Origin of the sequence: Pseudomonas fulva, from assembly GCF_023517795.1 — a bacterium.
Classification (GTDB): domain Bacteria; phylum Pseudomonadota; class Gammaproteobacteria; order Pseudomonadales; family Pseudomonadaceae; genus Aquipseudomonas; species Aquipseudomonas fulva_D.
The window spans coordinates 3,419,769-3,439,730 of record NZ_CP082928.1 but is presented as its reverse complement, the minus strand read 5'-3'; the positions used below and the strand labels follow the sequence as shown (position 1 = coordinate 3,439,730).

The following is a 19,962-nucleotide window of genomic DNA, read 5'->3' as shown; positions in this document are numbered from 1 at the left end:
CCTGTTTAGGCGCCCGCAGCGCTGAACACGCGACCGGCGATCTTGAACAGGGCCACACCACCACGGATGACGCCGAACAGCACGGCACCGGCAGCCATCAGGGTGCCGAACGCGAGTGCCAGATCGGTGAAGACTTCGAGCAGCTCAGGCGGAACGGTGATTGCAGCATTGGCGGAACCGGCAGTCAGCGAAGCCGCACCGGCAGTGATCAGAGCGAGCGATTTGCCGCCCAGTGCTTTACCGACACTGGCCTCGTTCTGTACGAGCTGGCCGCCACGATTGGCAGCTTCTTTTTTGCTTTGGTACATGAGTTGTTTCCTCAGTTGGTTGAAGCGTCGACGATTTCCTTCCAGCCGAGCCGGAAGGCCCCCCAGGACACGCCAATCCCGAGAGCACCCACAAAGAGCCCAGCGATAACGAGGTACTGCCCCCAGGTGAAAGCCATAAACCGTTACCTCTGGTGCCCGTGGATAAGGCCAAGGGCGGCGATCATCACCACGCCTTGAATGAACTGCAGGGCCCAGAGATCACCCAGGGTGACGTTGGCCAGATAGGCGTCGATTCCCATACGGTGAACTCCAGGCGGTCAGGGTTAGGCTTTGGCCGGGTCGGCAGGCTTACCGGCGTTGCCAGCAGGCGCGGGGCTCGCAGCGGAGCGGGCTTTGTTGTCCACAGCTTCGATATGCAGGGCGAGGTTCTTGCCCTTGTTCTGGCCGCCGCGGGCCACGTCGAAGGTGATGCGCACCAGTTGCAGGGGCTCGAACTGAGCGCCGGCCATGAACACTTCGTCGGCGGCGTCTTCAGCGATGGCCATGCCGATGATGGACAGGCCGTGCTCGGTCTTGCCGTCCGGTTCGTCGCCGTAGAAGACCTTGGCGTATTTGGTGTCATCGACCTGAGTCATCTGAGTGCCCAGGAATGCAACTTCCATAGTCGAACGTGCCATTGGGTGTTTCCTCTTTTCAGTTGCGCGTTATTGCGCGGTTTTGCCTTTCAGCAGGCCGAGCGAGTCCGTGCAGGTGAACTTCGAAGTTCAAAACCTGCAGGTGCTTATCGGTCTACCGGGGTTAAAGCCGGGTCAGGCGGTGCCTGATCGTTTGTTCACACCAAGGGCCTTGCCCTTGTCATCCCATTTCGCCACCGTCGCCCGCGACTGGCGGTGCGCGCGGTGAACTGGCCGAGTGATCGCGTTGGCCAGTCACGGACGCCGGAGGCGACTGATTCGGCTGACCACCAGGGCGCGGGCAGAACTCACGGCGCAGTAGCAGGAAGGCGAACAACAGGCCGAGGGTCACGAAGCACAGAACCAGCAGGCAGTACGTGATAACAACGAACAGCTCAGGCGACATACACCACCCCATGAACGATTGGGCCCTGCAGGGCTTCTACGATTGCCTGCCATTCATCCACACCCCAGTTTTCCGGGATGCCTTTCTCGTTGGCAGCGTCCTGTTGGTGCTGAATGCGGCCCAGTTGCTGGCTGGCCAACGGCAACAGCTCAGCGGCTTGGGCGACGGTCAGGACGATGCCGGGCATTACTCGGTTTCCCCTTCAAGTTCAGCGAGACGACGTTCGTTGATGTCCTGGCAGTCGCGGCAAACGATCACGTCCGGGATGTCCGCCACGTTGAAGCCCTGGCAGCTCACCACCAGGGTTTGGCCGCAGTAAAAGCACTCGCCTACAGGCATGAATCCGGTCAGGTCGTGCATGGCTCAGACTCCAGCTCGAACAGATCCCAGCGCGGGACGTAGGGCGTTGGCTTGCCGATGTTTTCCACCACGTACCAGTACCGAGGCGGGCGCGGGGTTGGTGAGTGCTGGGGACAGGTAAAGCCCGAGACCCAACGGTAGGTACTGCTCACGTGAAGCCAGTGCCCGTTCACCAGCCGCATTTGGCCAACGACCGGAAAACAGCGAACGGGGCGGCATTGGGCGCAGCGTGGCGACAGGCTGATAGGCCCCAGTCTTTTGACATAGCAGACAGAGCAGTCGCAGTCCGGACTGTGGGGTTGGTGCAGGTACTTTTGCATGGCTCATTTACCTGGCCTCACGTAACGGACGCGGAACAGATCGGTAGCACGCTCAGGGCACCAGTGGGCATAAAGGTCTATGACGGTTTTCTTGATGTAAGCGCGGCAATCCGCTCGGGTAGCACCGGTGTGCACAAGGTGCCAACGACGGCGCTTGGTAACCCCATGGAACGTGCAGGTCTCGACAACGAAGGTCTTAGTCATCGCCGTAGTCCCCCGCACAGAACACGGTCTTGCCGCGTTCCATGTCACGGCGGATGCGGTGCAGGTTGATGACGCGGTGACGGCCAATCTTGGCGGTCGGGACGGTGCCGGATTCGATCCAGCCGCGTACGACATCCTCGGTAATCACGTCGATACCCAGCAGCTTGGCGAACACGTGCTTTGAGCAAAACGGCGCATCACGCAGATCGTTGACGCGTTCCGGGTTTCCCTGTGTGTCGAACCCCACTATTCCAGACTGTTCCATGCAAAGCCCCTATAATCCATCGATCATCACGTCGGCCGAAGTGGTATATTTCCACTATCCGAGTGGAATAATACCACCTCCAATGAGCTGTGGAATATTTCAACGAAGAGTTTTTAGATCTTTATGGAATCAACACAGGATAGGGTTAGACATTTTATGGCAGTTTTTGGGCATCGCGAGGTCGGCGAAGCCACAGGACTAAAGGAAGAAAGGTGCAAGACCATTCGCTACGACAAGCGAGCAAATTTGCGCACTAATGAATTGGACTTGATAGCAAATCGCTACCCTGAGTACTCTTTATGGCTCAGGACTGGCATGACCGCGCCTGAAAACGGCCAAATAGATCCTGACTACGCCGAGGCCAGCAGAAACTTGGCCAATCCAAACGCGGGATAGCGATCACACAGGAAGTAGCTAGGCGCTGGTACGCCCGAAGGAATGGAGAAGACCAATGAAAAGGAAGCTGTTGGCATCGGCCCTAGACATAAGCACAATCCCTGAAAAGAATCCAAGCTTATTGCCACCCAGGCAGGTGAAGCAATTGGGGTCAGCAGCCGAAGCTCATGGCAAGACCTTGAACGGGCTGGTCAATGAGTAGCAAAGACTCGCTTGGCGATTCAGTCAGAGACACTTTAAAGCCCTAGATCAACAAGAACGCGATGCGAATAGCGGAGTTCGTCGCATCATTAAGAAATGCATAAAGCTAAGGAAAGCCATTAATGAATCGCGTGAGAGAGTAAAAGATTATGGCAGAAGGAGTGTTAAGAAAATGAACGTGCAAAAGCCATTGGGTAAGACCGACTAGAAGATGTGAGGGACATGCCGTGGCTCAAAAGCCTAGTTTCGAGGAGTTCAAAGCAAGCTGCCTGGAGGCTATCGGCTTACCCGATATTCCCACAGCTGAAAAAGCCCATCGCATGAACATGCTTGCGGCGAGCGCAGAGGCTAATAGCTCGCACATATGGGCAGGCGTGCTAGACACCCTGAAAAACATGGGAAGTGAATACTCTGGCGGAAGATCAGAACTGCTGTTTTATCCTGCAGATGCCGCTAGTGATTTGAAAATCCATACTAAGCCACTAGAAAGCACGCTACTAAAAATATATAGAAATAATGTAATTTATAATCGCAATTACCCTGAAGCACCTAGAGCTGGATTAATAGATCCGGTAGACATGTACAGTGCAATCGACGACTTATTAAGAACTCGGATTGTCTGCAAGTATATGGATGGGCCAAAGTTTGTTTGCCATAAGCTGGAGGCTTTTTGCCAAGCCCAGGGGGCAGAGTATAATCACAGATCACTCAGCACTGATGCAGGCTACTATGCATGGCACTTTTATGTTAGATTTTCCGCCCCCGTCAATATTGCAGGCAATATAAAAGATTGTTCGATGTGGATTGAAATTCAAATCACTACGCAACTGGCTGAAGTGATAACGTCGCTGACGCACAGTATTTATGAAGAGCGTAGGGTGAGTGGCGGAAATAAAGGTGAATGGAAGTGGGAAGCTGAATCCCCTGAATTCAAGTCAGCGTATCTTGGCCATGGACTGCACCTCTTAGAAGGTGTAATCCAGTCATTCAAAGATGATATGATTAAGCCTAAAAATGAAGGCTCTGCAGAGTGACCAAGGAGAGTAAAATGTCTATAAGTTCCCCGCAGCCATCAGTCCTCCATTTGGTCACAATATTTAGGCAGATATCCTCGGGAGATATTAGGATTCCAGCATTCCAAAGGGAGTTTGTCTGGAAGGAAAAGCAAATTCTTGATCTTCTAGATAGCGTAACTGATGGATATCCCGTTGGCAGCCTTCTGTTGTGGGCAGTAGACTCACAAATACTTAAAATAGCTCCAAGTGATTCGACCGCTTTTCCGAATGTTGATGAGCAATTTCCTACAGCATACGTCCTTGATGGAATGCAGCGTCTCTCAAGCCTATATGGTGTTTTTCACTTTGGGCAAACAACTGGAGATCCTAAATTTGATGTTTTATATGATTTGACAGAAGGGCGATTCATACATCGATCTGACGTTATTGAGGAAGGCGCAATACATGTGCCGCTTTCGGCTATATTCAAGCCAAGGCAGCTACTGGAACAACAAAGTAAGATAGCGACATTAGATAATGCGGATGAACTAATCGAAAAGCTGCTTCTTCTTCAAGCTGCATTTCAAGAATACATGATCCCTGTCGTCACAATTAGAGGGATAGATATACATAGGATTGTAGGCATATTTGAGAGAATTAACTCTACAGGAACAAGGCTTGATCCTGTAGATTTTATGAGGGCCATTACTTGGGCCGAGAACTTCGACCTAAATAAGTATTTAGAAGAGTCAGTATCGTCGCTCTCACAGTGCGGACTGGATCTTGATCCTGAAACGGTTATTAAGTGTGTAGGACTCGTTCTAGGAACTCCGCCAACAACTGACGGCCTACTTGGGTTAAGAGACTTCAAACCACAGGAGCTGGCTGACGCATTTGGAAAGACGGTGACGAATCTATCGATTATTTCCAGATTTCTTGAAGAAAACTTTCGTATATTTTCTTCGCACCTAGTTCCGTACGAAGGTCAATTATTGCTTTTATTTAAAGCAATAACGTTAGAGGATGCGAGCGACGAGGACATTCAGCTACTTATTAGCTGGTATTGGGCAGCTGGCTTTAATGAGAGTCTCCGCGGAAAACCTGATCACTACGTAGTCCGAGCTCTAGAAAACTGGCGAGGACTAATACGTAGTGAAATCAGAGGACTGGAACCACGACTAAAACTTTCCGCAATAGATCTACACGAGAGAAGACTTCTATCAGGCAAGGCTTTGTCGACGACATTTGCAATGATGTTTGCTGCGAATAACGCTGCCTGCTTAAAAAATGGAGCGATAATCGAACCTGTTAAATACATGACAAGTGACTTCACAGAGAGCTTCGGCGTAATATATACCTTGAATGAATTGGCGGATGCAGGTGCCCGGCAATCAGTTTCAGCCAAGATCTTTTCTAATCTGGTGCTAGTTGATCGTTCGCTGCCAAGGCAATCTAGCTCTGATATAAGAGCTGATATAATCAGATTATATGAAGAAGAGAACTGGGATATATTAGCATCTCAATTCATATCTGAGCATGCAGCAAGAGCCCTATATGAAGGCGATGTAGTAAATTTCCTGGTAACAAGAGCTAACGACCTACACCACAAAGCGGTACAGATGGTAGGAACTGGAGAGCAGCCACAGTGACTACATAAGCAAGTTTTACAGGGATAATGTGGCACTACCAGGTCATAGAAAGGCCGAAAGCCTCTATATATGGGGCTTTCTGGATCAGTCGGGTGGAGCTTAGCGGATTCATAATGCTGGGGTCCGGGGTTCAAGTCCCTGCGTAGCCACCAAACAAAACAAGGGTTTACCGAAAGGTAAGCCCTTTTTTGTGCGCGCTCGAAAAATGCTGGATTGCCAAGAACGATAGGATCAATCGACCCACGGATTGATGACGCTAACCCCCAGATGGGCGAAGTGGCGGACATTACGCGTAGCGACAGGTACGTCGTATAGAGCCGCAATGGCAGCGATCTGGGCATCGGCCATATCAGCCACTCGCCCCTTCGCCTCACTCGCCGCCGCCAGACTGGCATAGCGGCTCGCCGCCTCGGTATCGAAAGGCAAGATGCGGCCCGCGAAATCCTCGTCGAACATCAACCTGGCCAGATCCGCAAACGACGCCTTGCGCTTGCCATCCGGCAACCGCGCAATGCCGTAGAGAATTTCAGCCACCGTGATGGCGCTTATATAAAGCTGCCCTGCAGGCTGCTGATCGATCCAGGCCACCACCTCGGGCGCAGGTTTTGCCTTCATCAGCTCCGAAAGCACGTTGGTATCGAGCAGGATCATTCGTCGAAGCTCGCAGCCCTGGCTTTGCTGCTTCGCTCAGGCAGTTCAAGGTCAGCACCCGCCACCGTAGAAAACCGGGCATGGATGCGACTGCCCAAACCGCCTTTCTTGTCTTGCTTGGTTAAGGCTTCACGAATGATCACCCGCGCCTCCTCTTCCATGGAGCGCCCGTGGCTGGCAGCGACAACGCGCAGCATCGCCTTGAGATCATCATCCAGATTTCGAATCGTGATAGTTGCCATGCCGCCTCCAAATGAAATCAATGCAGTCATTGCTATCATACGGGCGTACTTACAGACATGCACACATGTTTGCTAGGTAACGGCATGACTGCCCTGCTGCAACGGCGACAGCCGAATTGCTGAGGCCAAGTGATAAAGCGACAGGTGCGCATAACCAATGGTTATTGCAATGGACGTGTGCCGCAGACGCCCCCGAGGTGTGAAAACCGCAGCACTGGTAGGCTTACGAAACGCAGCCCTGCAGAGCATGAACAGTCAGCCAGATCCTGGCATCGCAACCTACAGCGCAGTCTCTAACTTCCTTCGGGATCGGCACCGAACGGGCCGGTAGCTCACGACACCGGCATAGCGAATCACTGCCATGCCGCCCTCCCACCTTGCCTACGGTAGAACTGCTCAGACCATTGCGCCTCGCTAAATCAGCCTTCGCGCGAGATGCTGCATTTCGCGATTTACTGGGGCCAGCGCGCAATGGCACTATGCCGAAAATAAATCTGTCCCCTTTTCGAAAAAAGCTTGAGACCTAGGTTTTGTACGAAAAGTCGGTACGGGTAAAATTGCCGCCATGATTGGCTGGAGGCCCGCATGGCAAAGCGTTACGAACTCACCGACGCATCGTGGGAATTGATCAAGGATCTGGTTTCTCCAGAGCAGAAGATGGGTCGCCCACGCAGTGATGATCGTCTGGTACTCCACGCAATCCTGTGGATCCTCTGCTCGGGCGCTGCCTGGCGTGATCTGCCGGAACGCTTTGGGCCTTGGTCGACGGTGTATCAGCGTTTTCGTGACTGGCGCGACGACGGTACGTTCGACCGGATACTGGAGCGCTTGCACATCCGATTAAACCGGGAGGGACTGATTGATCTGGACACCTGGATGATCGATTCCACTGCGATACGTGCAACCCGAGCCTCTTCAGGCGCCGGGAAAAAAGGGGGCCTGAAGAACCGCTAGATCATGCTTTGGGGCGTAGTCGAGGCGGCCTTACTACCAAGATTCACATGATCTGTGACGCCAATGGTGTTCCATTACGCTTCATTCTTTCGCCGGGGCAAACCAGCGATATCGCTCATGCCCAGCCGTTGCTGGATCAGGTGCGAATTCCCGGTAAGCCGGGGCGTCCACGCAAACGCAGTCGCTGGTTACTGGCTGACAAAGGCTATGACGCGCAACACTTGCGCCATTACTGCGACCGCTACCGAATACAGCCGGTGATCCCGCTGCGTGCCATGCCCCGCAAGCCTCGGCCTGGCCTGCCCCGACTCTTTGATCGTCCAAAGTATCGGCAGCGGAACATCATTGAGCGGATGTTTGGCTGGCTGAAAGAGAACCGCAGAATAGGTACTCGCTACGACAAGCTGGCGAGAAGCTTTTCAGCCATGGTCACGCTGGCCTGCAGCCTGCGTTGCATGCGTCAGTACTTTTCGTACAAAACCTAGAATCTATGTTATCTTGTGGAGGGTGGTAAAAAACTGCCCTCTTCCCATGGAGGGAGAGAGCCTTCAGTAATAGGCTGAGTGTCTATGGAAAAAGTAGTTTTAGCCAACGTAACAAAATTATCTGAGATAGAGCTATTAATATCATAATAAGCCCTTAGGACTCTCATCCTGTATTTAAGCCGGTCACCGTCAGGGTGATTGCAAGCGATTAAACGACCAATCTGCCCCATCACCTTATTGTAACTCGCCTCCAGAGTCGACCATTCGCAACCTGAATGAGCAAGAACTTCTAATTTCTTTACAGCTGAGCGAATTTGGTTACGATCGGACTGGATAATAGTAGGCCGAAGGTGATTAAAAATCGATAGACCAGTAACAGTAAGCGGGACGGCGCGATCTTTCAAACTTAAGGATTGACCACGGCGGCGAATATGGAACTTGCTGCGCTTTAGTCTACAGCCCTTAGAAGCCAACATGCCGACGACCTTGGAAACAACACTTCCTATAGTGGCGGCTTCGACCTCGTCTTTAGAGGATATAGTAATATCATCAGCAAACCGTGAGTAAGCAAAGCCCAAATCACTCAGATGGGAATGAACTTTAGGTTCAATGTCCCAGAAAACCAAATTCGCCAAATGGCTGCTGGTACAGGCACCTTGAGGAACTCTACCATCCTTGGTAAGCAATTCAGATAGTAAAAATGAAACCTTGTCTCCAAAACCGAGACAGTTATTGAAAACAGATCTAACTTGCTCAGATGTGATGGAAGGATAAAAGTCCTCAACATCTAAAAGTATAATAAAAGAGTTGCCAAGATGGACTTTTGAATTACTGTAAATACTTCTAGGGGAGATTTTATCTCTAATGCCGCCATGAAGATAAAATGGATACGTAATTCGATTCAATATACGCTGAGCAATTTTCTTTTGAATTTTTTTTAGCTGATCGTAAGCGTCATATGTTTCGCGAGGCGTGCCATCTTTTTTGAGCAGAGGGACAGTACGATAAAGGCCATTAGACTTTGATGCAATTCGTTCGAGATATGGAGCCTCTTCACCGAGCATGCGTGCAAGAGACTTAATACTATATATAGGAGCACAAGGGTAATTAATCAATTCCATTTGAAGCACCATAAAAACAAATAGGGCTGAACAATGGCAGCCCTATTCTAGAATTCGAATGATGTAGTTTGTTGTGTCATGAGCCCATCCCGAATACACCCAAGATGATTTCACGATTGTCCCAAAGGTAAATTACCCCTTGTTTCAACCAGTAGATAGCTGCAGCTTTAGTCAGCCTTTTCAAGCCAGCCTTAATCTTGGCCTTTACAGGCTTTTGATCACTGCAGTTTTCCGCGTTGACACGGGCATCTTCATTTTTACGCATCACCACCGGAGCCTTACGACTACGGGGCTTCTTTAACTTAAACATAGTGAATACTCCTTTCGGGCGAGATTGCCCCGCCGTCAAGCAGCCTGGGCCGAAAGGAACTATGAAGATGCCTCTACAAACTACAGTTCTGGCTTTATCAAACTTGTTTGATAAAGCCCTCCGCCGTAAAGCTCGTTTACCGGATCCCATACGTAAGCGTCACGCACATGGCGCAACACGTAGCGCTGAGCGACCGGGTCACTTCGCAACGGTTGGGCGGAAGAAGTTTTGGAGAACCCCAAAACTGATCGGAATTAACCAATCACAGACTGCAAGCCCATTTTTCACTAAAGTTAAAGAGCATCTGGGTAAGTACACCCAGCACAGGCGATTTTTTACCACTACAGCCTCAAGGATGTCAATACGACATCAGTGACTACATGTATTACTTTTTGTGGGGATGTATGGATTGATAAGGTACAGGGGAGAGGTAAGCAGCTGATTTATGTGGCTTTATGCATCATTCAGGGCTTGCTCAGGAGATTTATAATGCTGGGGTCCAAGGTTCAAGTCCCTGCTTAGCCACCAAACAAAACAAGGGTTTACCGAAAGGTAAGCCCTTTTTTGTGCGCACTGGTTTTAAAGCACAGCGACTACACTCTGCTCGTCACGAAACCAAAACTGTTCTGTCCGGGTGCGGTGGGCGGCGCATGGCTCGAAGCTCCTTACAAACGCTGGCGGCCTTGCCATAGACTTTGTTTAGCTCTCGCTTGCCTACGGCGATTACGGTGACAACCAGACGGTTGTCGATCACTTCATACACCAGGCGGTAACCAATAGAGCGCAGTTTGATCTTGTAGCAGTTGGGCATATCCCGGAGCTTGTCGGCCTCGATCCTGGGATTCTCGAGGCGCTCCTTGAGCTTCTTGGCGAACTGCAACTGAATGGTGTTGCCAAGCTTGCCCCACTCCTTGAGTGCCTGAGCGTTGAACTCCAGGGCGTACTTAGTCGGCTCCGCCGGCTTGCGCGATGAGGTCATCGATATCTACTCGCACGGTGGATTCACCACGTCGCTCACGTACGACTTCAGCCAGACGCAAATCATCAATCAGCTCCAGCATGGCCTCGTAGCGTGCAGGGGGCACGGCATAGAACGCTGGTTCATTCCGATTGAGGATCACGACCGTTTCACCGTTACCTTCGCGGATGGTGCCCATTGGGTCTTTTTTAAGGTCTGTCACCGACGCCGCAACATCAGCCAGCACCGCGTATGTCATTGCCATAGCCACCTGTTCTCTCTATCTCCAATGCGCCTGAGCTCTCTGTACTGGCCAGCCACCGGGCCTTGTTAGGCCTATCTGGGCTTTCGTCTCTATGGGCCGAGCTATCTATGCAGGACTTGTCTTCATATGGGTGTGCGAACACGTGTAAGCATCTGCACAATAACACGCTTAAAAGCACCTTTAGAAGCACCACATAAGGCACATATAAAAGCTCTTTCAACTCAAACGCTTAGGTTGAAAGGGTGTAATCGTTCGGCTTCGCCTCACCCCTTCGTGCGGACATTTAGCGCGGCAAACTAGCGGCACCACTGCGTTTCACACGGCACACCATCGTTATTGCCATCCATCTTCACCCCTGGGCAGTTATTCAGGAAGAAGGTCGCCTCTTCGCAGGAGCGCATTTGCGAGCAATGGGTGCGGCCATCGCAGCGGTAAGTCGCAGCGGGCTGGGCAGCGGTGCCAGATGGTCCCGTCTCGCCGTTGCTGGTGAACGTTGGGATAAAGCGCTCGAGGGAGAAGGCCGGCGCGGGTTGTTCGACGATGGGGTTGCTGAGTATTGCGCCATCGGAGCCGATATTGGTGATCACCGGGCTGGCGGGTGGTTTGAGGTAGAAGTGCCAGAAGGCAGAGCCCAGGGCGGCTATCACGATCAGTCTCTTCATGGCTGCACTCCATTGCAAACGGCGGTCATCGCCTGGTGGGTGCAGCATACCTTTGCTGCCCGGCAACTGAATGCCAACAGCCAGCCACACAAACGAAAAAGGCTTATCACCCGATAAGCCTTTTTCGTCGTAAATGCCTTGGTACTAGATAACCAGAAACCCGGCCACGATCAGCGCGGCAACGGTCACCACGCCGAGGATAAGCAGTATGCGGCTGGTGCTGGTGTTTTCACGGCCGTCGATCAGCTGTTGGGCTTGCAGCTGCAGGTAAGGCGGCGTGGTACTGAGCTTGAGGGGGCGCTGGATGCGCAGGACATTGCCGCCCTTGGGGCCAGGCTTGGCGCTGAAGTTGTCCCATGAGGCATTGTGGCCCCGCTGTCGGCGGCCTTCGCGCCACCACTCTCGGTCTTCCGGTCCCATGATCTCGCCCTCCTGGCTGGTGATGATCTGATCCATCAGAGCTGCATTGGCAGCTGCAAGTTCAGTGTACAGCCGTAAACCGATTCGTGCCGGGCTGATATGCATACCGTCAATCGGCGGGTAGTCGGCCGTGGCGCTGGCACGCCAGCAAGCGCGGTTGCACAATCCGCTTTTCCTTGCGCACTCGATTCTCTGCCGTGAATGTCCTCACCTCCCCTTTAGCTTGCCGCCAGCCCTTGTGGGTGGTCGGCTGTTGCGCCTGGCTACTGGCGGGTTTGTCGGCCCTGCCCGTACAGGCAGAGCCGCTGGCGCAGCGCGAGCACCATCGCTGGACCATGGCGGACGACGATGGCCCCAACCAGGTCGGGGCGTTGGCGCAGACCGGCGACGGCTATCTGTGGCTGGGCAGCGACAGCGGCCTGCTGCGCTTCGATGGCTTCGACTTCACGGCGTACCAGCCCAGCGACGGTCAGCCGCTGGGCACGGTGGCCAGCCTGCTGGCGGTGGACGGTGGCCTGTGGGTTGGCCTGCGCGCTGGTGGCGCCCGGCTGATCCAGGGGCGCACGACCCGCAGCTTCCCACCCGGCCAGGGCCTGCCGGGTGGCGCACTGTACGGGCTGGCGTGCGACCGCGATGGCAATATCTGGGCAGCAGCCCATGAGGGACTGGCGCGTTTCGACGGCCAGCGCTGGACGACGGTTGGCGAAGATCAGGGCTTCGCCGCCAGGAGCGCGCGAGCGGTATTCGTCGCCCGGGACGGCACGGTCTGGGCCGCCAGCAACCACCACCTGTACAGGCGCCCCGCCGGCGCGCCGCGCTTTTCCAGAGTGGTCGGCACCCTCGACTGGGCCAGCCAGATCGCCCAGGCCGCCGACGGCACCATCTGGATCGCCGAGCGCTACGTCAATCGCCTGCATCGGGTCGTTCCCGGCACACGGCCAGGCATGCAGACACAGACGGTGGACACGCCCATCACCGGCCTGTTGTTCGACAAGGCCGGCGGGCTATGGACCAGCACGCCGGGCAACGGCCTGCGCCGCTATCGCCATGCCCAGATGCCGCTGGACCTCACCCATGCCGAACGGGTGACCCGCACCGAGGGCCTGAGCGCCGATTACCTCTGGCCGCTGCTGGAGGATCGCGACGGCACCGTGTGGGCCGGCAGCAATGCCGGGCTCGACCGTTTCCGGCTGCGCGAACTGAGCCCCGCGCCGCTGCCGGCCGGCACCCTGAATGCAGCGCTGGCGCTGGCCACGGACGGCGCGCTGTGGGCAGCCAGCGGCAACCGCGGCTTGATGCGCCTGCACAATGGCGCGCTGCGACGCTGGCCCATCGCCGAACCGGTAACCGCCCTGCTCGCCGATACCCATGCCGGCGTCTGGGCCGGCGGGCCCCACGGCATCTGGCACGCCACGCCGGTGGGTGTCGAATTGCGGGCCAGGCTGCCCGAGCAGGCGCCGGCGGATGCGTCGGTACGGGCGATGACCCTGGCCGATGACGGCAGCCTGTGGGTATCGATCAACGGGCTCGGCCTGTTCGTGCTACGCGGCAGTTACTGGCAGGCGGTGGCCGGCGTCGGCGAAAAGCCAAGCCAGGTGATGCCGGTCAGCGCCGGCCGTGACGAGCAGGGCCAGCTGTGGTTCGGCTACCGCGACAACCTCCTGGTCAGCCGCCAGGGTGATCAATGGCGCCGGTGGAGCGAAGCGGATGGCCTGCAGATCGGCCATGTCACCGCACAACTGCATCACCACGGGGTTTCCTGGATCGGTGGCCAGCACGGCCTGGCGCGTTTCGATGGCCAGCGCTTCCAGATGCTGCCGCTGCCGGCCAACGGCCAGTTCGACAATGTCTATGGGCTGCTGCCCGGCCGCGATGGCGACCTGTGGGTGCATGGCAAGGGTGGCATCCTGCAGTTGCCGGCACCTGAAGTGGCGCGCGCCCTGGCCGAGCCGGGTTATCGGCTGCGTTACCGCTCGGTGAGCCTGGATGGCAGCCTGGCCAACGATCCCTATCGGGTACTGCCGCTGCCCACCGGCGTGGTGGATGCGGACGGGCGGCTGTGGTTTTCCACCAGTGCCGGCGTGAGTCTGCTCGATCCGGCGCGCCAGCCGGCGCCAGCGCCGTTGCCGACGGTGGTGATCGAGCACCTGACGGTCGACGGCGTGCCCCAGCCGCTGCCCGCCCCCTTGCAGCTGCCGGCGGACAGCCAGCGCCTGGTCATCGACTACGCGGCGCTGAACCTGCGCGCGCCGCAGAGCCTGGCGTTCCGCTACCGTCTGCGGGGCTACGACCGCGACTGGATCGAGGCCGGGCGCCAGCGACGCGCCACCTACACCGGCCTGCCAGCCGGCGATTACCGCTTCGAGGTGCAGGTATTCGACCAGAGCGGTGGCGAGCCGGCGCCGCCGACCGTGCTGGCCTTCAGCGTGGCGCCGGCGTTTTATCTGCGCCCGCTGTTCTACCTGCCGCTCGCCGCGGCGCTGTTGTTCGTCCTGTGGTGGCTGCATCGCCGTGCCGTGCGCCGTGACCGGCAGCGCCTGCACCTGCAGTTGCAGGCCCAGCAGGGCGAGCGCGAGCGGATTGCCCGCGAGCTGCACGATACTCTGCTGCAAAGCCTGCAGGGGCTGATGCTGCGCTTCCAGGCAGCGGCCAATACCCTGGCCGCCGATCACCCGGCGCGCACGCGCCTGGAGCACGCGCTGGATCGCGCCGACCAGGTGATGCACGAAGGCCGCGAGCGTGTGCAGCACCTGCGCCAAGCCGGCGCCAACGGCCTGGGTCTGGCGGCCGAGCTGAGCCGGTTCGTGCAGGGCCTGGACGAGCCCGGCATCCAGATCAGCCTGCACATCAACGGCGACCAGCGCCCGCTGCACACCAACGTGCAGGACGCGGCCTACCGCATCGCCGTCGAAGCCATCGGCAATGCCGTACGCCACGCGGACGCGCGGCAGATCACCGTGATGCTGAACTACGGCGCACGCGATCTGCGCCTGTGCATCGTGGACGACGGCCAGGGCATCGCCGCCGACTACGCCATGGGCGAAGGCCGGTCCAAACGCTGGGGCGTACGCGGCATGCACGAACGGGCGGCGCAGATTGGCGGCGCCCTCGCCGTGCAGGCGCTGGCCGGCGGCGGCACCCGGGTGGAACTGCGGATCAAGGCGGCGCTGTCCTATGCCGACCAAGCCCGACGACCCTGCCGCCGCTGGTTCGCGCGCCCACGACCGCCCACCACAGAGAGAGACGACGCATGAGTGATACGCCCATCCGCCTGCTGGTGGTCGATGACCATCCCCTGCTGCGCGAGGGCATCGCCGCCGTGCTCGAAGCCCACCCGGACATCGAGCTGGTCGGTGAAGCCGCCGATGGCGAGCAGGCCGTGGCGCGTTTCGCCGAGTTGCGCCCGGACGTGACGTTGATGGATCTGCAGATGCCCGGGCTCAACGGCACCGAGGCGATCCGCACGATTCGCGCGCAATTCGCCGATGCCTGCATCGCCGTGCTCACCACCTACAGCGGCGACGCCCGCGCCTTGCAGGCGGTGCAGGCCGGCGCCCGGGGTTACCTGCTCAAGAACATGTTGCGCAAGGAACTGGTCACCGCCGTCCATAGCCTGGCGGCGGGCAAACGCTACTTTCCGGAACCCATCGCCAGCGAGCTGCTCGCCGCCATCGCCGAGGACGGCCTCACCCCGCGTGAAACCCAGGTGCTCGCATGCGCCGCACAGGGCCTGGGCAACGGCGATATCGCTGCGCAGCTGGCAATCTCCGATGACACCGTCAAAGGCCATATGCGCAGCATCATGACCAAGCTCAAGGCACGCAACCGCACCCATGCGGTAAGCATCGCCCTGCAACGCGGCATCATCGATAACTGGGACTAAATGCCCGCGGGCCAAGGTTAAGCCTGCCCTTAACCTTAATTAACATTACGCAACTCGCCGCCACCGACGCGCTCTTCAACAATCCCTGCTGCCTCGCGACACGATGTCGGCGGGGCGCCAGTGGGGATATCAGCATGAAGGCCATCCAGGGTTCCGCACAGTCGCAGGCGTCGGCCGGCAAGCTCGCCGCCTGGCAGGAAGCAATCGCCAAACAGCTGATGCTGGCCAACCTGGATGCCGGCATTTCGGTCGCCGAAATAGCCGAGGCCTGCGCCCTGTCGCGCAGTCACTTCACCCGCAAGTTCAAGGAAAGCACCCTACTGTCGCCCCATGTGTGGCTGCGCCAGCAGCGGGTGGACAAGGCGATCGCGTTGCTGCGCCATTCGCCATTGTCCCTGACGCAGGTCGCCATGGAATGTGGCTTCTTCGACCAGGCGCATTTCTGCCGGGTGTTCGCCCGCAGCCAGGGCATGACGCCGCTGGCCTTCAAACGCCTGCATCAAGGCCCGTCGGTCGACTGCAGCGCCTCGCCTGCTAGCCGCTGCGCCTAGGCCAGCGCCGGCGAGTCCCATTCACCGAGGCTCGCCGCCTGCTGGGCCTTGTGCCGGGCGAAGGCGCGGGTACAGCCGAGCATGTGGTAGTAGACCACCCCGCCATCACGACGCAGGCCGATCAGCGACAGCGCCACCAGGCGCGCCACGGCGGCGCATCGCGCACCGTCACTGATCTTCAGCCCCGCCAGCGCCTGCTGTGCATCCGCCACCGTGAAGTACGCATCGCAGCATGCCAGGCCCTGCAGGCACCGGCGCTCCTCGGCGTTCAGCAATTGATAGCTCCACTCCAGCGAGGCCTGCAGGCTGGCATGCCGGGCCGGCGTGCTGCGCCGCCCGAGCAGGCTGAGGTAGCTGTGGTTGTCGAGCTGGGCGAGGATGCCGTCCAGGCTCTGCACGTCGAGCTGCGCGGCGGCCAGTTCGATGGCCAGGGGCAGGCCGTCGAGCCGCCAGCACAGTTCGGCCACCCGCGGCACATCGCTTTCCAACAGGCGAAAGTCCGCCTGGCGGGCCCGCGCCCGACGCACGAACAGCTTTACCGCCGGATAGCGCAGCGCCGCGGCCAGGCGCAGATGGCTGCCGAGCGGTGGCGACTCCAGGGGCGCCAGCGGCTGCACGTATTCCTCGGTGGTGCGCAACGCCTCGCGGCTGGTGGCCAGGATGCGCAGCCGCGGCGCGGCCTGCAGCAGCGCCTCGCTGAGGGCGGCGCAGGCATCGACCAGGTGCTCGCAGTTATCCATCAGCACCAGCATGTGGCGGTTGGCCAGGGTCGCCTGCAGATGGGCCAGGGCATGCACGCCTTCGGGCACCGCGATGCCCATCTCCGAGGCCAGGGTGGCGGCCAGTTGCGCCGGCTCGCGGAGCGTTGCCAGGTCGGCGAAGCGCACGCCATCGGCGAAATGCCCGAGCTGCTGCTGGGCCACGCGCAACGCCACGGTGGTCTTGCCGACCCCGCCGGGACCGATCAGGGTGATATGCCGGCGCGTGTGCAGACGGCGGGTCAGCTCGTCGATCAGCCGCTCGCGGCCCTCGATGCGCACCGCCCGGCCCGGCAGGTTGGGCAGCTCGCTGGACGCACGCGGCGCATCGTTGTCGGCGCGGCTGACCTGCTCGACATGGGCGACGAAGCTGTAGCCGCGCTGGCGCACGTTGGTGATGTAGTCCCGCGATTGCGGGCACACACCGAGCACCCGGCGCAGGGCGGAGATGTGTACCCGCAGGTTGATCTCCTCGACGAAGGTTCTCGGCCACACCTGGGCGATGATCGCCTCCTTGCTGACGATCTTGCCGGCGCTTTCCACCAGCACCAGCAGGATGTCCAGGGCGCGGGCGCCGATGGGCAGCGGCCGGTCGCCGTCGAGCAGCAGGCGACGCTGGGGGTGCAACTCGAAGCGGCCGAAACGCAGGACGATCGCACTGCCAGTGGGTTCGAGATCATGCATGACCTGTTCAGCATCCCGCCATGCCGGACGTCACCCATCGGGTCTCGGCTGATCGACGCTCTGCCGCTCCTGTTCTGATAAGAGAATCATTCTCTACCGTTCGTCGGCCCGGCGACATCGGCACGGGGGGACGGATTCGGCCATCACGGTGCGCAACTCGGACAACTGACGAAACGCTCTAGCGCGGGCGTCATGGCCCTTGGCCAGCGGGTCAGCCGAACTGGTGGCGGTATTGCACCGGGGTCAAGCCCAGGCGCTTGTCGAACATCTGCCGCATGTGCCGGGTGCTGCCGAAGCCGCTGCGAAAGGCCACCGTCTTGAGCGGCAGGTCGGTGTTTTCCAGCAGCGCGCGCGCGTGGTCGACCCGCGCGTTGAGCACGAACTCCATGGGCGTCATCTGCAGCTCGCGGGTGAACACCCGGGCGAAGTTGCGCACGCTCATCGCCGCCAGCTCGGCCAACTGCTCCACCGTGAACGGCTCCTGGATGTTCTCCAGCACGTACTGCTGCACGCGATCCAGTGGCGTGGCGCCTTGGCCGGTCGGCGGCAGCAAGGGGCTGAACTGGGCCTGGCCGCCCTGGCGCTTGATCACCACCAGCAGCACCTTGGCGACATCCAGCGCGAGCTTCTTGCCGTGATCGTCGGCAAGGATCGACAACGCCAGGTCGATGCCTGCCGTCACGCCGCCGGAGCTGAGCAGCTTGCCGTCCTTGGTGAACAGCTGGTCGCTCTCCAGCTGCGCTTTGGGATAGCGTTTGGCCAGGCGGTCCAGATAGTGCCAGTGGGTCGTCACCCGGTGGCCATCGAGCAGCCCCGCCTCGCCGAGGATGAAGGCGCCGGTGCACACCGCGCCATAGCGGCGCGAGGCCTGGGCAGCATCACGCAGCCAGCCGTACAGAAGTGGGTGCCTGTCGTTGTAGGCGCCCGGTCCGCCAGGCACCAGCAGGGTGTCGTAGGCGACCGGCGAGTCGACGGCCAGTTGATCGGCCTGCATGACGATGCCATTGGAGGCACGTACACCGAGTGAATCCGCGCCCAGGGTGAGGATGCGGTAGTGGTCGCTCTCGGGCAGGTAGCGGTTGGCGATCGAGAACACCTCGATGGGCCCCGCCACGTCGAGCATCAGGACGTCGGCGTAGAGCACGATCGCCACGGTTTTGCTGGTCATGCACAATCTCGAACGCAAGGTAAACAGCAGCTGCCGTCATAGGGCAGCTGTCAGGTTTGTAAATCCTGCGTCGATTATCTAGGCATGGCCGCCGGTTAAACAGCCCCTGCGGGGTTGCAACGAAACAACACTAAGGTGTTGCTGGCGAGTAGCCTGCAGGGCTCAGGCGGCCATGAAGCGCAGGATCTGTTCGCGCAGCCAGCGCTCGGCCGGGTCCTGATCCTGGGCGGCGCGCCAGACCATGGTCAGCTGCGCCGGCACGATCTCGAACGGCGGCTCCTCCATCACCAGGCCGCCACCCTGCACCAGCGCTTCGGCGGCGTAGTCGGGAATGGTGGCGATCATGTCGGAGTGGCGCAGCAGCGCGCCCAGGCCGTTGAAGTGCGGCACCGCCAGGGCGATCTTGCGGCTGCGCTGCAGGCGCGCCAGGTCCTGGTCGATGTTGCCGCACAGGTCGCCGGACATCGACACCAGGGCGTGGGGCCGCGTGCAATAGTCGTCCAGGGTCAGCGGCGGCGTGCCGTCGGCGGCGCGGATCACCATGGCGCGGATGTCGCGCAGGCTGCGGCATTTGGCATTGGCCGGCAGCTGGGTGGTGTAGCTGATGCCGATGGACACCTCGCCGGTGGCGAGCAAGCCGGGCAGCAGCAGGAAGTTGGCGTTGCGCACCACCAGCACGCAGTCTGGCGCCTGCTGACGCAGGTGGGCGAGCAACTGGGGCAGCAGGCCGCACTCCACGTCGTCGGACATGCCGATGCGAAACACCGCGGTGCTGCTACTGGGGTCGAAGTCACGCACCTCGCTGATCGCCTGGGAAATGCCATCCAGGGCAGCCGGCAGGCGGCGGAAGATTTCCAGCGCGCGGGGCGTGGGCTCCATCTCGCGGCCGTTGCGTACCAGCAGCGGGTCGTTGAAATAGTCACGCAGGCGGGTCAGCGAGGCACTGATCGCCGGCTGGCCAAGGTAGAGTTTTTCCGCCGTGCGCGTGAGATTGCGCTCGTGCATCAGGCTTTCGAACACGACCAGCAGTTGCAGGTCGACTTTGCGCAGGTCGTTGCGGTTCACGATGGGCTCCCGGAAAAGGCTGCGCCAGAGAAAGGGATGGGGCCGC

At 58.6% G+C, this 19,962-nt stretch carries 23 protein-coding genes; 6 read left to right on the top strand and 17 right to left on the bottom strand.

The genetic code is table 11. From position 1 onward, the window contains the following. Positions 1-5 precede the first annotated feature (5 nt). From K8U54_RS15680 to K8U54_RS15655, 6 genes are all read right to left on the bottom strand, one after another. The gene (locus tag K8U54_RS15680) at positions 6-308 is read right to left on the bottom strand and encodes a hypothetical protein (RefSeq protein WP_249906686.1); all 303 of its coding nucleotides are present in this window, start codon (positions 306-308) and stop codon (positions 6-8) included. Positions 309-592: 284 nt separating this feature from the next. Next, positions 593-946, bottom strand: coding sequence for a hypothetical protein (locus K8U54_RS15675; protein ID WP_249906685.1), 354 nt, complete (start codon positions 944-946; stop codon positions 593-595). A 392-nt stretch (positions 947-1,338) separates the two neighbouring features. Beyond that, a complete protein-coding gene (locus K8U54_RS15670) occupies positions 1,339-1,536 on the bottom strand; it encodes a hypothetical protein (RefSeq protein ID WP_249906684.1) in 198 nt (65 codons plus the stop codon). After that, entirely contained in the window at positions 1,536-1,709 is a 174-nt protein-coding gene (locus K8U54_RS15665) for a hypothetical protein (protein WP_249906683.1), read from the bottom strand. The genes K8U54_RS15670 and K8U54_RS15665 overlap by 1 nt, the downstream gene beginning before the upstream one ends. Beyond that, the gene (gene pflM, locus K8U54_RS15660) at positions 1,697-2,029 is read right to left on the bottom strand and encodes a lysogeny maintenance protein PflM (RefSeq protein WP_249906682.1); all 333 of its coding nucleotides are present in this window, start codon (positions 2,027-2,029) and stop codon (positions 1,697-1,699) included. Before pflM ends, K8U54_RS15665 begins: the two co-directional genes overlap by 13 nt. 196 nt (positions 2,030-2,225) lie before the next feature. Continuing rightward, positions 2,226-2,498, bottom strand: coding sequence for a DNA-binding protein (locus K8U54_RS15655; RefSeq protein WP_192424053.1), 273 nt, complete (start codon positions 2,496-2,498; stop codon positions 2,226-2,228). An 824-nt stretch (positions 2,499-3,322) separates the two neighbouring features. Between K8U54_RS15655 and K8U54_RS15650 the strand changes: the two genes are divergently transcribed. Next, positions 3,323-4,129 (top strand): hypothetical protein, encoded by an 807-nt coding sequence (locus K8U54_RS15650; protein WP_249906681.1) that lies wholly within the window; start codon positions 3,323-3,325, stop codon positions 4,127-4,129. A gap of 14 nt (positions 4,130-4,143) precedes the next feature. Further along, positions 4,144-5,739 carry a DUF262 domain-containing protein gene (locus tag K8U54_RS15645; protein ID WP_249906680.1) on the top strand — a complete coding sequence of 532 codons (1,596 nt, stop codon included), beginning with the start codon at positions 4,144-4,146 and terminating at the stop codon, positions 5,737-5,739. 231 nt (positions 5,740-5,970) lie between these two features. On the opposite strand, the gene K8U54_RS15640 is transcribed toward K8U54_RS15645, so the two are convergent. Beyond that, positions 5,971-6,390, bottom strand: a complete 420-nt coding sequence (locus K8U54_RS15640; RefSeq protein ID WP_249906679.1) for a type II toxin-antitoxin system VapC family toxin — start codon at positions 6,388-6,390, stop codon at positions 5,971-5,973. Then, positions 6,387-6,632, bottom strand: coding sequence for a FitA-like ribbon-helix-helix domain-containing protein (locus tag K8U54_RS15635; protein WP_249906678.1), 246 nt, complete (start codon positions 6,630-6,632; stop codon positions 6,387-6,389). Before K8U54_RS15635 ends, K8U54_RS15640 begins: the two co-directional genes overlap by 4 nt. A 585-nt stretch (positions 6,633-7,217) precedes the next feature. On the opposite strand from K8U54_RS15635, the gene K8U54_RS15630 reads away from it, so the two are divergent. Then, a protein-coding gene (locus K8U54_RS15630; protein ID WP_249906677.1) for an IS5 family transposase occupies positions 7,218-8,071 on the top strand; the annotation gives its coding sequence in 2 pieces (ribosomal slippage) (positions 7,218-7,566 and positions 7,566-8,071; 855 coding nt in all). Positions 8,072-8,079: 8 nt separating this feature from the next. On the opposite strand, the gene K8U54_RS15625 is transcribed toward K8U54_RS15630, so the two are convergent. The 6 genes from K8U54_RS15625 to K8U54_RS15600 form a co-directional block, all read right to left on the bottom strand. Further along, positions 8,080-9,192: a reverse transcriptase family protein gene (locus K8U54_RS15625; RefSeq protein WP_249906676.1), complete on the bottom strand. Its 1,113-nt coding sequence runs from the start codon at positions 9,190-9,192 to the stop codon at positions 8,080-8,082. 76 nt (positions 9,193-9,268) lie between these two features. Then, on the bottom strand, positions 9,269-9,502 hold the full coding sequence (locus K8U54_RS15620; RefSeq protein ID WP_249906675.1) for a hypothetical protein: 234 nt from the start codon (positions 9,500-9,502) through the stop codon (positions 9,269-9,271). Positions 9,503-10,109: 607 nt separating this feature from the next. Next, positions 10,110-10,481, bottom strand: a complete 372-nt coding sequence (locus K8U54_RS15615) for a type II toxin-antitoxin system RelE family toxin (protein ID WP_249906674.1) — start codon at positions 10,479-10,481, stop codon at positions 10,110-10,112. Continuing rightward, the gene (locus K8U54_RS15610) at positions 10,447-10,719 is read right to left on the bottom strand and encodes a type II toxin-antitoxin system Phd/YefM family antitoxin (RefSeq protein WP_249910455.1); all 273 of its coding nucleotides are present in this window, start codon (positions 10,717-10,719) and stop codon (positions 10,447-10,449) included. The genes K8U54_RS15615 and K8U54_RS15610 overlap by 35 nt, the downstream gene beginning before the upstream one ends. Before the next feature lie 302 nt (positions 10,720-11,021). Then, positions 11,022-11,387, bottom strand: coding sequence for an excalibur calcium-binding domain-containing protein (locus K8U54_RS15605; protein ID WP_249906673.1), 366 nt, complete (start codon positions 11,385-11,387; stop codon positions 11,022-11,024). A 144-nt stretch (positions 11,388-11,531) separates the two neighbouring features. After that, positions 11,532-11,912, bottom strand: coding sequence for a hypothetical protein (locus tag K8U54_RS15600; RefSeq protein ID WP_249906672.1), 381 nt, complete (start codon positions 11,910-11,912; stop codon positions 11,532-11,534). A 170-nt stretch (positions 11,913-12,082) separates the two neighbouring features. Between K8U54_RS15600 and K8U54_RS15595 the strand changes: the two genes are divergently transcribed. From K8U54_RS15595 to K8U54_RS15585, 3 genes are all read left to right on the top strand, one after another. Next, on the top strand, positions 12,083-15,061 hold the full coding sequence (locus K8U54_RS15595) for a sensor histidine kinase (protein ID WP_249906671.1): 2,979 nt from the start codon (positions 12,083-12,085) through the stop codon (positions 15,059-15,061). After that, entirely contained in the window at positions 15,058-15,690 is a 633-nt protein-coding gene (locus K8U54_RS15590) for a response regulator (RefSeq protein ID WP_249906670.1), read from the top strand. Before K8U54_RS15595 ends, K8U54_RS15590 begins: the two co-directional genes overlap by 4 nt. Positions 15,691-15,824: 134 nt before the next feature. Beyond that, positions 15,825-16,241, top strand: a complete 417-nt coding sequence (locus tag K8U54_RS15585; protein WP_249906669.1) for a helix-turn-helix domain-containing protein — start codon at positions 15,825-15,827, stop codon at positions 16,239-16,241. On the opposite strand, the gene K8U54_RS15580 is transcribed toward K8U54_RS15585, so the two are convergent. The 3 genes from K8U54_RS15580 to K8U54_RS15570 form a co-directional block, all read right to left on the bottom strand. Further along, on the bottom strand, positions 16,238-17,683 hold the full coding sequence (locus K8U54_RS15580) for an ATP-binding protein (RefSeq protein ID WP_249906668.1): 1,446 nt from the start codon (positions 17,681-17,683) through the stop codon (positions 16,238-16,240). The two genes, K8U54_RS15585 and K8U54_RS15580, sit on opposite strands and share 4 nt — an antisense overlap. 211 nt (positions 17,684-17,894) lie before the next feature. After that, entirely contained in the window at positions 17,895-18,851 is a 957-nt protein-coding gene (locus K8U54_RS15575; RefSeq protein WP_249906667.1) for a GlxA family transcriptional regulator, read from the bottom strand. A gap of 162 nt (positions 18,852-19,013) precedes the next feature. Next, positions 19,014-19,916 (bottom strand): LysR family transcriptional regulator, encoded by a 903-nt coding sequence (locus tag K8U54_RS15570; RefSeq protein ID WP_249906666.1) that lies wholly within the window; start codon positions 19,914-19,916, stop codon positions 19,014-19,016. Positions 19,917-19,962: the final 46 nt, after the last annotated feature.